Genomic DNA, 13,472 nt, shown 5'->3' on the forward strand with positions numbered 1-13,472 from the left:
TTCTTTTCTCTTATCCGTTGCTTTTTCATCGCATAACCTCTTGGTTTTTAGTCACTCTTGGGTTTGAAATAGTCGTCGAGCAAATGGCTCAAGCAGACCTCCAACGGACGTACGGATTGCTCGACTTTCATTCGCAGCAAAGCGCCTTGCAGGCCATCAGCAAGCAAGTCCGCCATCAATTCGGCCGACAGATCGGCGCGTATCGTTCCTTCCGCCTGGGCGCGAGCTAAACCTTCCGTGTACTTATCCCTGTAACGATGAAAGGCATCCCGGAGAGCGGCCATACAGGTCTCGTTGGTATCTCCGATCTCGCCGATCAGGTTGCCCAGTAAACATCCTCCTTTGAACTGTCTCCGCTCCAATTCTGCGATCAAATCGCAGAAATAACGTTTCATCGCGGACAGCGCATCCAACTCCGGCCGACTCAGGTAATCGCCCAATTGTCGAATGAATGGCTCTATGTAGTGCTGGACCACTTCCGCCCCGAACTCCTCCTTGCTAGAGAAGTAGTTGTAAAACGATCCCTTCGGAACCTGAACGCTGGACAGCAAGTCCTGTAGACCGGTGCCGTGATAGCCATGCTCCATGAGCATGGCAACACCCTGGTCCAAAAGCTTTTCGCGAGTAATCTGTTTGTTGCCGATTCGAGCCATGTGGCGACTATACGACCGGTCGTCTACTTATGCAATAAAAATTATTACAAGGAAGAAATCCGGGAGGCGCCCGGTGCCTCGATCGGAGGCAGCAGAGGCACATGGCAATTTGTCCGAAATTGAAGGATTCGAGCCGGATAGTGATGCTGCGGCCGGTTAGCGCCCTGTTCACTGGCACCTGCGACGGAAACCGCCTGGCACGGCGGTCAGGCCGAGAATGACTGGCGTGAAGTTTCTCCGCGGCGCGTCGACCCATCCGGCCCGTAGGTCGCATCCGCCGACGAAGCGCCGTAGAGAAAATTCAAACTGGAATCGATATGACGCTGCAAGAGCGCGATATAAGCGCCGTTAAGCTCATTCTGCTTTCTGCAAGCCGAACCGAGGCGCACGATTTCCCGCCATTCGGCAAGGAGGGCTCTGGTCTGCGGCGACTCGGGATCGAGCCGATCAAGGAAGGCCGCAACGCCGCCTTCGTTGCCCTGAAAACCGCAAGCGCGGACGAGATGGTTCTGCCGAGCGGCCAAATCGTTGAGCAGGAATGCGAGTTTCTGTTTCTTCGAGGCGGTCAGTTCCAACGCCTCCGTGTCGCGCGCCGCTAGACTTCGCGCCTCCTCCTCAAGCAGCCTGGACATTTCGCCGAGTCCGTCCAGCGTTTGGCTGAAAAGGTCGTGAAGATCCTGGCCGTGCGCGATCATGAAAATTCAGGAAGCTTTTGTTCCATGGCGATCAGCTTTTCGGCCGCTCGCTGCGGGTTGATCTCGTAGTTTCCCGACTGAACCGCGCTGGCAATGCGGGTCACTCTCGCTTCGTCGACCGAGGGTTCGCTCAACAGACGTTGTTTGATCTCGGAGAGCCGAAGCGACATTTCGGGCGACACGCTGACACTGTAGGTCGATGAGGCATTGCCGCCGCCTGTACCTGCCGCGGTGCTCGATTTCTTTTGTAGTCCGCCGACGGAAAGACCGCTAACGCTGTTTTGAAGTTTGATTTCCATGACCGTATCCTCTCGGGAATTTCAATTCTTATCGGCCTCCCGACGGTGAACTTTAGCGCAAAACCACGTTTTTCTGTCCGGCGTTCAAAGCCGTATCAATACGAGGCCAGGACCTGCAACCGTACCTTCCACGATTCTCGCGGATTGGTCGTTGCGAACGCGAATACGCTGCCCCGCCTCCCCATCATTCAGAGCCTGTCCCGACATCTTGACGGCAAAATGACTGCTCTCCGCCTGAATAATGACCTTCTGTCCACGCCGAATCATTTTCGGCACAGATAACCATTCGGGGCTCAGTACCGCGCCGGCCGCCAAGGTGCGTTTGACGGGCCGATTGACGACCGGATCGAAAGAAGTGAAATAACTGCCGCGCAAGTTCGCGAGGTCTCGTTTTTCGAAGCCGAGATCCGCCTCGGTGAGAACTGAGCCTTGCCGGACGGCGTTTTTCAGAACGACGACTTCCCGATACGCTTTCACGTGAACCTTGTTGTACACGGTCCAAGAATGCGTTCCTTCGCAACGCACGCCGACGGAAAGAAAACCGCTTTCGCGCCGCCCTGGAAGAAAGAAGGCCTCCAGCGGCCGATCGCAAAGCGGCAATTGCAGACGACCGTCCAGCCTGACCGGGTCTGCCTGGAATTCCTGATTCCGCTGACGGAAATCCGACTCGATCAGGGCCATTATCGCAGCTGCTATCGATTCGTTGGTTTGCAGGCGGTCTGCCGCGAAAGCCGCGGGAATCGCCAGCGCGAGCAGAAGCAGGAATTTGAGTTTGGCACGCATAGATAACCTCCGATGATGGACCAAGACATGCATCTAATATGCCGCGCCGGACTCAAGCGGATCGCACACCTGCCGCTACACTTTAGTCACCGTCAATCTTCCCAGGAAATTCACAATGGCAAGCATACTCGAAGGCGTAGATCAAAGAACTAAGCTCGCGGGACATAACCGCCTCGAGCTGCTGCTCTTCAAACTTGGCGGCAACCAGCGCTTCGGTATTAACGTGTTCAAGGTGCAGGAGGTCATACAGTGCCCGCCCTTGACTCAGCTGCCGAAATCGAACCCGGTGATTTGTGGCGTCGCTCACTTGCGCGGCAAGACCATACCCATGATGGATCTCTCCATGGCAATTGGCGCGCGCCCGCAACCACGCGACGGGAGTGGCTATGTCATCATTACCGAGTACAATCGATCCACCCAAGGATTCCTCGTCAGCACTGTCGATCGCATCATCAATATGGGATGGGAGCAGATTCAGCCGCCGCCGAAAGGCGCAGGCAAAGAAAGCTATTTAACCGCTGTAACGCAATACGAGAAGGAACTCATCGAAGTTATCGACGTTGAAAAAGTGATGAAGGAAGTCATGGGCGAGTGCGACCAGGTTTCGGACGGTGTGATCGAGGAGGACGCCAAGAACCTTGAGCAGCATGTACTCGTCGTGGATGATTCATTTGTGGCCCGCAATCAAATTCTGCGTGTTTTGAACCAACTCGAAGTGGAGAGCACAATTGCCAAAGATGGTCAGGAGGCGTTGGAAATCCTCGAACATTGGATATCGGAAGGAAAGAATTTGAACGAGTACTTGGCGATGATCATTTCCGACGTGGAGATGCCTCGAATGGACGGCTATACGCTCACGACCAAGGTACGCAAAGACCCTGCTATGAAGGAAGTATACGTATTGCTCCATACCTCCCTGAGCGGAGTTTTCAATCAGGCGATGGTTGAAAAAGTCGGCGCCAACAAATTCCTCGCCAAATACGATCCGGACGATCTTGCTCGGGTCGTACAGCAACGCCTCAAAGACCATATCGCCGCGCAAGCGACAACAGGGCGCAGGGACTTCTGAACTGGCTATATCGGGCAAAACGCAAGCGCCGTCCATCGGCGTGTCGATTGGAGTATTCATGAATTCGGACTTGAATCCCGAAGCGTTCGCGGTGTTCCAGAAATTTCTCGTGGACGCCTGCGGGATATTGCTCAGCGACAACAAGCAATACCTGGTGAAGAATCGTTTGACCGGCCTGCTAAAAGAGAGTGATTATTCATCCATAGCGCAGTTGGTAACTGCGCTCCGAAGCGATGCTGTCTCCGCTAAGCTCAGAACCCGTATTATCGATGCCATGACCACGAATGAGACTTTTTGGTTTCGTGACAACACCCATTTCGAGGAACTTAGAAATGTTCTCTTGCCTGCCTGGGCAGCCAACAAAACCGGCGGCACCTTGAGAATTTGGTCCGCAGCCTGCTCTTCGGGACAGGAGCCTTATTCGATAGGCATCTGCGTCGAGGAATTTTTTCGTTACGGTTGGACCGGCATCAAAAGAAACGTACAGGTCATCGGGACCGATATTTCGGAATCGGTTTTGGCCGAAGCTTCTCAGGCCGTCTATAGCGAAATGGCCTTGTCGCGCGGACTGGATGAAAATCTGAGGTCACGCTACTTCGATCGCTATCAGGACAAGTGGAAACTTAAATCGGAGATCGTTGATCGGGTCCGATTCCAACAATTCAACCTGCTCAAGCCTTTCGCGGCGCTAGGCAGGTTTGATATCGTCTTTTGCCGTAACGTACTGATTTACTTCTCCGAAGAATTGAAGCGCGATATTTTGACGCGCATGGCCAAAGCGCTCAATCCAGGCGGCTATCTGTTCCTAAGCAGCACGGAATCCCTTCCCTCCGGACTCGATCTTTATGAAACCGTTCGCGGGGCCTCTTGTCGCTATTACCGTCTAAAGCCGGCCTTCTGACGCCACCCGGCAAATTTGCCGCCTCAAGTGGCGAAAAATTGCCGCCGTTTTTTTCCGCTCTCACGTCTTAATTTGCAAGCCTTTGTTTAAACAAAGGATTTTTACGTGGCATACCTCGTGCTTGACGCCACATAACTGGCAACGAGGATATGTTTATGACGATCAACTTCGACAATGCCCTCGGCATTCATCCCCTGGCACTGAAACTCCGCGACCGCCGTACCGAGTTGTTGGCCTCCAACCTGGCCAACGCCGACACGCCGAATTACAAGGCCCGCGATCTGGATTTCCGTTCGGTACTGCAAAGCGTCCACACGTCCCCTCTCAAGCTCGCGGCTACACAAGCCGGGCATGTGACTGCGACAGCGCCCGGATCGCGGGGAGAAGCCCTGTATCGGCTACCGTCGCAACCCAGTCTCGACGGCAATACGGTGGAAACCGAGCAGGAACAGATGCGTTTCGCCGAAAACGCGGTGCAATACCAGGCCACGCTCAACTTCTTGAGTGGCAAGATCGCCTCTCTGCGAACCGCCTTAACAGGAGAATAACCATGTCGTCGTTCAAAATCTTCGATATCGCCGGCTCCGGCATGACTGCGCAGTCGCTGCGGCTCAACCTGGTAGCCAGTAACTTATCCAATGCGGACAGCGTCAGCAGCAGCGTCGAACAGACTTATCGATCGCGACAGCCCGTATTTGCGGCACAGCTTCAGGAGGCCGTGGACAAGCGAAACACGCCGGTCGGCGTGCAGGTACTCGGCGTCGTCGAGAGTCAGGCGCCCTTGCGCATGGAATATGCGCCGGACCACCCGATGGCCAACGACGAAGGCTATATCTTCAAGCCGAACGTCAACACAATCGAAGAACTGACCAATATGATGTCCGCGTCCCGCTCCTACCGGGACAACGTCGAAGTGGCGAATACCGCCAAGCAACTGATGCTTCAGACCCTGCGTCTCGGACAGATCTGAGGTGACCGATCATGAGCCTAGACATCAACACGCTCAAATCGCTTGGCCTGACCGAAACCGCGGCACCGACTCGGAAGCGCAACGAACTGGGGCAAGAAGATTTCTTCAAGCTGATGGTTACCCAGTTGACCAGTCAGAATCCTTTAAAGCCTCAGGACGGCGCCGAATTCGTCAATCAGCTGGCGCAGTTCAGCACCGTCACGGGAATCCAGCAATTGCAATCCTCGTTCGCCGACTTTGCGGCGTCCGCCAACAAGGAACAGGCCTTGATGGCCGCGAACCTGGTGGGACGATCCGCGCTGATCGCGTCCGATAAAGCGATTCTGGCCGCGAACGGCACGATCCAGGGCGAGTTGGCCGTGCCGTACGAGGCCTCGCAGGTCAATATTCGGATCATGGACAAGAACGGCAACTTGATCCGCACATTGGAACTCGGGCCTCAAACCGAAGGGCCGTTGTCGTTCGAGTGGGACGGAAAACTGGACGATGAATTGCACTTTGCCGATCCCGGACTTTACAGGATCAAAGCCGAGGCCGTTATCGCCGGCAAAACGACTGCGCTCGAAACCCAAATCGCCGCGCCCGTGGAAAGCGTAACCGTGGGCGGCTCGAAAGGCATGGAAGTCCAGCTCAGCGGTCTCGGACGTTACACCCTGGGCGATATCCGGGCTGTCCTTTAATGAACATCATAGTCATCTAGCGAGGTAAGACATGGCTTTTAACAGTGCCTTGAGCGGCCTGAATGCCGCATCCAATATGCTCTCGGTGACCGGCAACAACATTGCCAACGCCAATACGACCGGATTCAAGAAATCGCGCTCCGAATTCGCCGATGTCTATGCGAGTAGCTTGGGAGGCGTCTCGTCCATCACGCCAGGAGCCGGTGTCCGGGTCACCAATGTGGCGCAACAGTTCACCCAGGGCAACCTGGATTTCACCGAGAACAACCTCGATCTCGCGATCAGTGGCGAAGGCTTTTTCGTCATGGGGGACAACGTCAACAACATCAACGAACGGGTCTACACCCGCGCCGGTTCTTTTCACATGGACCGGGAAGGCTATGTGGTCAATCACCTCGGCCAGCCGCTGCTGGTTTATGCGCCGAACGGCGAAACAGTCGAGGAAGGCTTCAGTACCGGCGTATTCCAGACCCTGCAACTCGATTCTACGCAGGGCTTACCGAAAGCCACGAGCTCGATAGACATGAGCGTCAATCTGGATTCGCGCAAAACCACGCCCGCCACATCGCCTTTCGACCCGGCAGACCCCACCAGCTATACCCATGCAACATCGGTCACGACATACGACTCGCTTGGCAACACCCACATCGCGACCAGTTACTACGTCAAAGGCGCGGCGCTGAATGCCTGGGATCTATATGTCTATGTGGACGGGGTAGACATGCTGGACGACGCGGCCCCCAACTCGATTCCTCTGACATTCGACAACGACGGCAAGCTCGCCTCGGTCGACGGCAACCCGGCAACGACCCAATTCACGACCGACTTAGTGTCCATCAACCCCAGCGCCCAACCCATCCAGCTCACCATCGATCTGGCCGGTTCGACACAACTGGGCAGCGCGTTCAGCGTCGACACCTTGAACCAAGACGGTCTGACCATCGGCCGGCTCACCGGCGTGGACATCGACGACACCGGTGTCGTTTTTGCCCGTTTCAGCAACGGCGGCTCCAAACCGCTGGGCCAGGTGGCCATGGTCCGATTCCAAAACCCGCAAGGATTGTCCAAGCTCGGCGATACCACCTGGGGAGAAAGCGCAAACTCCGGGGTGCCGATCAATGGCGTAGCCGGCACCAGCAGTTTCGGTTCCATCAAGGCTGGCGCCCTCGAAGGAGCCAACGTGGACCTGGCCCAGCAGCTGGTCAATCTGATTATCGCCCAACAGGCGTATCAGGCGAACGCGCAGACCATTTCCACCGAAAACACGATCACCCAGACACTGCTCAACATTCGTTAACACCCGATAGCCAGGAACTCCGACCATGGATCGCAGCCTTTATGTCGCCATGAGCGGTGCCAAGCAGATTCTGCTGGCGCAGGCATCCAACGCCAATAATCTCGCAAATGCAAATACGCCGGGGTTTCGAGCGGATTTCGAGCAACTCCGCTCGATGCCGGTATTCGGAAACGGCTATCCGAGTCGGGTCTACGCCATGACCGAGCGCCCTGGCGTCGATTTGTCGACGGGCTCCCTGCAAACCACCGGGCGCGACCTCGACGTCGCGATCAACGGAGATGGCTGGCTGGCCGTGCAGGCCAAGGACGGCAGCGAAGCTTACACCCGGGCCGGAGACTTACATATTACGCCTGCAGGGCAGCTGGTCACCGGCAGCGGTCTGCCGGTGCTCGGCAACGCGGGCCCCATCGCCATTCCGCCCGCACAGAAGGTCGAAATCGGCTCAGACGGCACCATCAGCATCATTCCGCAGGGTGCCAACGCCACCGCCCTGGCGATTCTCGACCGCATCAAACTGGTCAAACCCGAAAAATCGCAGCTTGAAAAAGGCGAGGATGGCCTGATGCGAATCAAGGACGGTACTCCCGTAGAAGCCACCAACGAGGTTCAACTGGTAACCGGATCACTGGAGGGCAGCAACGTCAGCACCGTGGAAGAAATGGTGCAAATGATCGAACTGGCGCGTGAGTTCGAATACCAGATCAAGATGATGAAGACCGTCGAAGACGACGGCAATGCCAGCGCCGAGCTCATGCGGATCGGCTAAAAGACACTCCGAGAGGTTCACGACCATGACCACCCCTTCCCTTTGGATCGCCAAGACCGGCCTGGATGCGCAGCAAACCCATATGTCGGTGATTTCGCACAACCTGGCCAACGTCAACACCACCGGCTTCAAAAAAGAGCGAGCTTTGTTCGAAGACCTGCTGTACCAAAACGTCAGGCAGGTAGGCGCTCAGTCCACGCAAAACACGACTCTGCCTTCCGGCCTGCAATTGGGCACCGGCGTAAGGACGGTCGCCACGGAAAAGATTCATACTCAAGGCAACATCCAACAGACTGGAAACTCCCTGGATATCGCCATCAACGGCCGGGGCTTTTTCCAGATCCTGATGCCGAACGGCGATCTCGCCTACACCCGGGACGGCTCCTTCAAGCTCGATTCCAACGGACAAATCGTCACCAACGGCGGCAACCCCCTGGAACCAGCCATGACCGTGCCCCAAGGCGCCCTGAGCGTCACTATCGGCAACGACGGTACGGTATCCGTGCTCGAACCGGGAAACCCCACCCCCAACGTCATCGGCGAAATCCAGCTGGCGGACTTTATCAACCCGACGGGATTGGAACCAATCGGTGAAAACCTGTACCGGGAGTCGGTTTCGAGCGGTGCTCCGATCGTCGGCGTACCGGGAGAAGACGGTATCGGAAAGCTCGTCCAGGGCTCTTTGGAAACCTCGAACGTGAACGTGGTGGAAGAACTGGTCAATATGATCGAAACCCAACGCGCTTACGAAATGAACTCCAAAGCGATCGCAACCACTGACGAGATGCTCGGGTTCGCCACCAATACTCTCTGATTGATCCGATGAAATACGCGGCTTTCTTTCTCATCCTGCTGACCTTGAACGGCTGTGCCTCCATCCTCAATCCGCCGCCGCGCCGGGATCCCGCCTACGCGCCGGCCCGTCCCGAGGACATGACGCCGCCCATGCAGAATCCCGGCGCAATTTTCCAGTCCGGCTACGACATGCGGTTGTTCGAGGATCATAAAGCGCGCCGGGTAGGTGACACCCTTACCATTAAGCTGGTCGAACGGACGAATGCCCAGAAAGACGCGGACACCAAGGCTGACCGTTCGGCAACCACCCAGGTAAAGGCACCCATGCTGATGGGGCAGGAAACGGCTGAAATCCTCGGCTACAACGTATCCAGCAGTCTGGAATCGACCCACAAATTCGAAGGAAAAGGCGAAAGTAATCAGAGCAATCTCTTGACGGGAAACATCAGCGTGACCGTGGTGGAAGTCCTGCCCAACGGCAATCTTCGGGTACGAGGCGAAAAACGGGTCGGCCTGAACCAAGGCAACGAATACATCAAGCTCTCGGGGCTGGTGCGTCCGGTCGATATCGACACCACCAATAGCGTGGATTCCACCAAGGTCGCCGACGCGACCTTCATTTACAATGGAGAGGGCGTAGTGGCGGACGTCAACCGCATGGGCTGGCTGCAACGTTTTTTCACCAGCATACTGTTCCCGTTCTGATCGACTGAGGTAAGACCATGGCTAGGTTCACTCTGCACTCAGTCATAAAAATCGGTCTTCTCGGCTTGGCGTTCTCACAATCCCCGGCGATGGCTGAACGGGTCAAGGATATCGCCTCGGTCGCCGGGGTCCGCAGCAACCAGCTGATCGGGTACGGGCTGGTCGTCGGTCTGAACCGCACTGGCGATAAGAACCGCTTCACCAGCCAAACCCTGCGCAACATGCTGCTCCAATTGGGCGTCACCGTGCCGCCGGGTATCGACCTGAAATCCAAAAATATCGCCGCCGTATCCGTACAAGCCGACCTTCCGGCATTTGCAAAGCCCGGCCAAACGATAGATGTGAACGTTTCATCTTTGGGCGATGCCACCAGTCTCCGCGGCGGCAGCCTCTTGATGACGCCCCTCAGGGGCGCCGACGGCCAGATCTACGCGGTTGCCCAAGGCAATCTCGTCGTCGGCGGGTTAAGCGCTCAAGGCCTAGACGGCTCCAAGGTTACCGTCAACGTGCCCAGCGCCGGCCGGATTCCGAACGGAGCCACGGTCGAGCGCGAAGTTCCGACAGGATTCGCGCAAGGCAGCCATCTGATACTCAACTTGCATACGCCCGATTTCACCACCGCCAACCAAGTGGCCGACATCATCAATCGAACTTACGGCGGAAGCGTGGCGCGCGCCTTGGACGCGGCGTCCGTTCAGGTCAGCGCACCCCATGATCCGGCTCAGCGGGTCTCGTTCACGTCGCTGATCGAAAATCTGGACGTGAGTCCGGGCGAAGCCCCTGCCAAGGTCATCGTCAATTCGCGTACCGGGACGGTAGTGATCAGCAGCCATGTCCGGGTTCAACCCGCCGCGGTGACCCACGGCAACCTCTCGGTGACCATCAGCGAAAAGCCCATCGTCAGCCAACCTCCGGCCTTATCCGGAGGTTCGACCGCCATAGTGCCCCGCTCGGACGTAACCGTGAACGAGGAAGCGAATCGCATGTTCGTTTTCAATCCCGGCGTATCGCTGGATGAAATCGTGCAGGCGGTCAATCGCGTGGGCGCTGCACCGAGCGACCTCGTCGCCATTCTGGAAGCCCTGCGAAGCGCCGGAGCGTTGCGGGCCGAGCTGATCGTGATATAGGAGAACCGGCATGATAAAGCAGACTGGCATGGCCGATGTGTATACCGATTTCAACGGCACCGCCCGGCTCAGGAATCAGGCCAAGCATGATCCGAAAGCGGCGCTGAACGAGACCGCCCGGCAATTCGAGTCTCTGTTCATCCAGATGGCCTTGAAAAGCATGCGGGAGGCGGTCCCGAACGGCGGGCTCACGGACGGCAAGCAGTCGCAGATGTTCCGCGACATGTACGATCAGCAATTGGCGGTGGAACTCGGCAAGCGATCCAGTCTCGGCCTCTCCGATATGCTGGTTCGGCAACTGGGCGGCGAAAAGTCCTCCGATGAGGCGAAACCCGGCATGGGTCTGGACGATTACCGCGGCAACGCGTTAGTCAGGATCGATAAGGGATCTTCCGAGCATACAACAGCCGAAAATTCGAAATCGGATTATGGAGCTGGAGCTCGGATGACCGATAAAGCTCGCGTGCAACCTCGGTCCGCCCAGAGTGACTCCCGAACCGGAGCATTCGCCAATCCCGAGGAATTCGTAAAGGCGCTCTGGCCTCATGCTCAGGAAGCGGCCGCCGAACTGGGCGTCGACCCCAAGCTGCTGCTGGCGCAGGCGGCTTTGGAAACGGGCTGGGGAAAATCCATGGCGGCACGAGGGAACGACGGACACAGCCATAATCTGTTCGGCATCAAGGCGGACCGGCACTGGAGCGGCCGTCATATGACCGCCCGCACCCTGGAATACGCCGACGGTATCGCCGTGCGTAATAGAGCAGCATTCCGCACCTACAACGATTACGCCGAGAGTTTTCGCGATTACGTGCAGTTCCTTAAGACCAACCCTCGTTACGCAACGGCCTTGGAGCATGCCGATAATCCACGGCAATTCATGGCTTCATTGCAAAAGGCCGGCTACGCCACGGATCCTTATTATGCACGCAAGGTTCTCTCCATATACGAGGAAAATCGTGCGCTTGAAAAGTTGCCCGTTGCCTGATCCGGTCTTCAGTTAGGACGATCGGTGCCGATAACAGGCGTAAGAACATTATCCATTCGAGTGGTTGAATCATGGCTGGCGGACTTCTTGGCATAGCGACATCCGGACTGATGGCGGCTCAGCGCGGATTGGCGACGACCGGACACAATATCGCCAACGTCAACACCGACGGCTACAGCCGCCAAAGAACGGAACAAGTCGAGCGCTTGCCTTCGTTTACCGGGGCGGGATTTGTGGGCAACGGCGTCGACGTTGCGTCCATTACCCGCTCCTACGACAGTTTTCTTAACGCTCAGCTCCGAAGCAGTCTCTCCGCGCATGGGGAATTGGAGACGTATCACGGCATGGCTTCACAGGTCGACAACTTCATCGCCGATCCGGACGCCAGTCTGTCGCCCTCGCTCCAATCGTTCTTTAACTCGGTGCAGGACGTAGTCAACGACCCCACATCCATCGCCGCGAGACGCGTCATGCTGACCGAAGGCGAAACGCTGGTGCAGCGTCTTAATACGCTGAACGGCCGCATGGATGAGCTGCGCAGCCAAGTGAATCAGAGCCTGAGCACCAATATCGACGAGATCAACGGTCTGGCCAGAGGTATCGCCTCTTTGAACGAGCGCATTGTTGTTGCCTATAACCAAGCAGGCAAACCGCCCAATGATTTGCTCGATCAGCGCGATCTGTTGACCGAACAGTTGGCGCAGAAAGTAGGCACCAGCTTGTTCGAGCAAAAGGACGGCTCTTTGAACGTGTTTATAGGCAGCGGACAGGCGCTGGTGATGGGCTCGACGGCAAACCAGCTCAGCTTGCAGAACTCGACCTATGATCCCAATCAGAAAGACATTGCCATTACCGCCGGCGGTTCTGTCGCTGTTGTCGTGACCACTGCTATCAGCGGCGGAGAAATCGGGGGATTGTTGCGCTTCGGCAGCGAGGTACTCGACCCGGCCCAAAACGCCCTGGGCCGTATCGCTGCGGGGCTCGCCGCAACATTCAACGCGCAGCACTCGCTCGGCTCCGACTTGAACGGAAACGCCGGGGCCGATTTCTTCAGCGACGTTACAAACGCCGCAATCGGCCAGTATAGTTGGTTCGGCAGGCAAACGAATAGCGGCAACGCCATATTATCCGTCGCGTTCGACAACAGCGCTGGAAACGGTTCCTCCGATCTGACCGCAAGCGACTATCGCCTGGATTATGACGGCGCCAATTACACCCTCACGCGCCTGAGCGACAATACGCAATTCAACAATGCGACCGGTGCCTTTGCCATAGATGGCTTGGCTATCGGCATTGGCGGCGGTGCTGTAGCAGCCGGCGACAGCTTTCTCATTCGCCCGTTCCGCCGAGTAGCCGGCGATCTAAGCGTTTCGCTGACCGACCCCCGAGAAATTGCTGCAGCTGGGTCGCCTTTTGCAGGCCCCGGTGACAACACCAACGCCCGCGCCCTGGCTCAACTACAGACATTGCCCTCGCTTTTGGGCGGTAAAGCGAGTTACCAGGACGCTTATAACGAGATCGTGGGCGATGTGGGCACGCTGACCCACGCCGCCGACATCGACAGCACCGCTCAGAAACAATTGCTCGACCATGCTCGACAGGCACGAGACTCGGTTTCAGGGGTGAATCTCGATGAGGAAGCCGCCAACCTGCTTCGGTATCAACAAGCCTATCAAGCCGCCGCGCAGTTGATTCCCGCGCTGAACAGTATGTTCGACGCACTGATCGGAGCCATAAGGAGATAAGC

General features: G+C 56.8%; 16 protein-coding genes. 12 read left to right on the top strand and 4 right to left on the bottom strand.

Going from position 1 to position 13,472, the window contains the following annotated elements; translation table 11 throughout:
- Positions 1-47: 47 nt before the first annotated feature.
- The 4 genes from JOD69_RS13830 to flgA form a co-directional block, all read right to left on the bottom strand.
- Positions 48-653: a TetR/AcrR family transcriptional regulator gene (locus JOD69_RS13830; RefSeq protein WP_077730472.1), complete on the bottom strand. Its 606-nt coding sequence runs from the start codon at positions 651-653 to the stop codon at positions 48-50.
- Positions 654-859: 206 nt separating this feature from the next.
- Positions 860-1,348: a flagellar protein FlgN gene (locus JOD69_RS13835; RefSeq protein ID WP_077730471.1), complete on the bottom strand. Its 489-nt coding sequence runs from the start codon at positions 1,346-1,348 to the stop codon at positions 860-862.
- Positions 1,345-1,647 carry a flagellar biosynthesis anti-sigma factor FlgM gene (gene flgM / locus JOD69_RS13840; RefSeq protein ID WP_086134380.1) on the bottom strand — a complete coding sequence of 101 codons (303 nt, stop codon included), beginning with the start codon at positions 1,645-1,647 and terminating at the stop codon, positions 1,345-1,347. The genes JOD69_RS13835 and flgM overlap by 4 nt, the downstream gene beginning before the upstream one ends.
- Before the next feature lie 84 nt (positions 1,648-1,731).
- On the bottom strand, positions 1,732-2,430 hold the full coding sequence (gene flgA, locus JOD69_RS13845; protein ID WP_168175414.1) for a flagellar basal body P-ring formation chaperone FlgA: 699 nt from the start codon (positions 2,428-2,430) through the stop codon (positions 1,732-1,734).
- Positions 2,431-2,545: 115 nt separating this feature from the next.
- Here flgA and JOD69_RS13850 point away from each other — a divergent pair, with 115 nt between their 5' ends.
- The 12 genes from JOD69_RS13850 to flgK all read left to right on the top strand — a co-directional run bounded on the left by JOD69_RS13850 (position 2,546) and on the right by flgK (position 13,470).
- Positions 2,546-3,499: a chemotaxis protein CheV gene (locus JOD69_RS13850; RefSeq protein ID WP_077730468.1), complete on the top strand. Its 954-nt coding sequence runs from the start codon at positions 2,546-2,548 to the stop codon at positions 3,497-3,499.
- A gap of 58 nt (positions 3,500-3,557) precedes the next feature.
- A complete protein-coding gene (locus tag JOD69_RS13855; protein ID WP_077730467.1) occupies positions 3,558-4,400 on the top strand; it encodes a protein-glutamate O-methyltransferase CheR in 843 nt (280 codons plus the stop codon).
- Positions 4,401-4,555: 155 nt separating this feature from the next.
- A complete protein-coding gene (gene flgB / locus JOD69_RS13860; protein WP_077730466.1) occupies positions 4,556-4,948 on the top strand; it encodes a flagellar basal body rod protein FlgB in 393 nt (130 codons plus the stop codon).
- Positions 4,949-4,950: 2 nt separating this feature from the next.
- Complete coding sequence (flgC, locus tag JOD69_RS13865; protein WP_077730465.1) at positions 4,951-5,370, top strand: flagellar basal body rod protein FlgC; 420 nt, start codon at positions 4,951-4,953, stop codon at positions 5,368-5,370.
- Positions 5,371-5,381: 11 nt separating this feature from the next.
- Positions 5,382-6,050: a flagellar hook assembly protein FlgD gene (locus tag JOD69_RS13870; RefSeq protein WP_077730464.1), complete on the top strand. Its 669-nt coding sequence runs from the start codon at positions 5,382-5,384 to the stop codon at positions 6,048-6,050.
- Positions 6,051-6,081: 31 nt separating this feature from the next.
- Entirely contained in the window at positions 6,082-7,347 is a 1,266-nt protein-coding gene (gene flgE / locus JOD69_RS13875) for a flagellar hook protein FlgE (protein WP_077730463.1), read from the top strand.
- Between the two features lie 25 nt (positions 7,348-7,372).
- The gene (gene flgF, locus JOD69_RS13880) at positions 7,373-8,113 is read left to right on the top strand and encodes a flagellar basal-body rod protein FlgF (protein WP_077730462.1); all 741 of its coding nucleotides are present in this window, start codon (positions 7,373-7,375) and stop codon (positions 8,111-8,113) included.
- A 25-nt stretch (positions 8,114-8,138) separates the two neighbouring features.
- Positions 8,139-8,927 (top strand): flagellar basal-body rod protein FlgG, encoded by a 789-nt coding sequence (flgG, locus tag JOD69_RS13885; RefSeq protein ID WP_077730461.1) that lies wholly within the window; start codon positions 8,139-8,141, stop codon positions 8,925-8,927.
- An 8-nt stretch (positions 8,928-8,935) separates the two neighbouring features.
- Positions 8,936-9,613 carry a flagellar basal body L-ring protein FlgH gene (flgH, locus tag JOD69_RS13890; protein WP_086134382.1) on the top strand — a complete coding sequence of 226 codons (678 nt, stop codon included), beginning with the start codon at positions 8,936-8,938 and terminating at the stop codon, positions 9,611-9,613.
- Positions 9,614-9,630: 17 nt separating this feature from the next.
- Positions 9,631-10,740 (top strand): flagellar basal body P-ring protein FlgI, encoded by a 1,110-nt coding sequence (locus JOD69_RS13895; RefSeq protein WP_077730459.1) that lies wholly within the window; start codon positions 9,631-9,633, stop codon positions 10,738-10,740.
- 10 nt (positions 10,741-10,750) lie between these two features.
- Positions 10,751-11,725 (top strand): flagellar assembly peptidoglycan hydrolase FlgJ, encoded by a 975-nt coding sequence (gene flgJ / locus JOD69_RS13900; RefSeq protein WP_077730458.1) that lies wholly within the window; start codon positions 10,751-10,753, stop codon positions 11,723-11,725.
- A 71-nt stretch (positions 11,726-11,796) separates the two neighbouring features.
- The gene (gene flgK / locus JOD69_RS13905; RefSeq protein ID WP_210023995.1) at positions 11,797-13,470 is read left to right on the top strand and encodes a flagellar hook-associated protein FlgK; all 1,674 of its coding nucleotides are present in this window, start codon (positions 11,797-11,799) and stop codon (positions 13,468-13,470) included.
- Positions 13,471-13,472: the final 2 nt, after the last annotated feature.

Source organism: Methylocaldum sp. RMAD-M (assembly GCF_017832375.1).
GTDB lineage: Bacteria > Pseudomonadota > Gammaproteobacteria > Methylococcales > Methylococcaceae > Methylocaldum.

Bases quoted from the DNA above. Each gene is read 5' to 3' on its own strand.
- JOD69_RS13830 (WP_077730472.1), bottom strand. From the start codon at position 653: ATGGCTCGAATCGGCAACAAACAGATTACTCGCGAAAAGCTTTTGGAC.
- JOD69_RS13835 (WP_077730471.1), bottom strand. From the start codon at position 1,348: ATGATCGCGCACGGCCAGGATCTTCACGACCTTTTCAGCCAAACGCTG.
- flgM (WP_086134380.1), bottom strand. From the start codon at position 1,647: ATGGAAATCAAACTTCAAAACAGCGTTAGCGGTCTTTCCGTCGGCGGA.
- flgA (WP_168175414.1), bottom strand. From the start codon at position 2,430: ATGCGTGCCAAACTCAAATTCCTGCTTCTGCTCGCGCTGGCGATTCCC.
- JOD69_RS13850 (WP_077730468.1), top strand. From the start codon at position 2,546: ATGGCAAGCATACTCGAAGGCGTAGATCAAAGAACTAAGCTCGCGGGA.
- JOD69_RS13855 (WP_077730467.1), top strand. From the start codon at position 3,558: ATGAATTCGGACTTGAATCCCGAAGCGTTCGCGGTGTTCCAGAAATTT.
- flgB (WP_077730466.1), top strand. From the start codon at position 4,556: ATGACGATCAACTTCGACAATGCCCTCGGCATTCATCCCCTGGCACTG.
- flgC (WP_077730465.1), top strand. From the start codon at position 4,951: ATGTCGTCGTTCAAAATCTTCGATATCGCCGGCTCCGGCATGACTGCG.
- JOD69_RS13870 (WP_077730464.1), top strand. From the start codon at position 5,382: ATGAGCCTAGACATCAACACGCTCAAATCGCTTGGCCTGACCGAAACC.
- flgE (WP_077730463.1), top strand. From the start codon at position 6,082: ATGGCTTTTAACAGTGCCTTGAGCGGCCTGAATGCCGCATCCAATATG.
- flgF (WP_077730462.1), top strand. From the start codon at position 7,373: ATGGATCGCAGCCTTTATGTCGCCATGAGCGGTGCCAAGCAGATTCTG.
- flgG (WP_077730461.1), top strand. From the start codon at position 8,139: ATGACCACCCCTTCCCTTTGGATCGCCAAGACCGGCCTGGATGCGCAG.
- flgH (WP_086134382.1), top strand. From the start codon at position 8,936: ATGAAATACGCGGCTTTCTTTCTCATCCTGCTGACCTTGAACGGCTGT.
- JOD69_RS13895 (WP_077730459.1), top strand. From the start codon at position 9,631: ATGGCTAGGTTCACTCTGCACTCAGTCATAAAAATCGGTCTTCTCGGC.
- flgJ (WP_077730458.1), top strand. From the start codon at position 10,751: ATGATAAAGCAGACTGGCATGGCCGATGTGTATACCGATTTCAACGGC.
- flgK (WP_210023995.1), top strand. From the start codon at position 11,797: ATGGCTGGCGGACTTCTTGGCATAGCGACATCCGGACTGATGGCGGCT.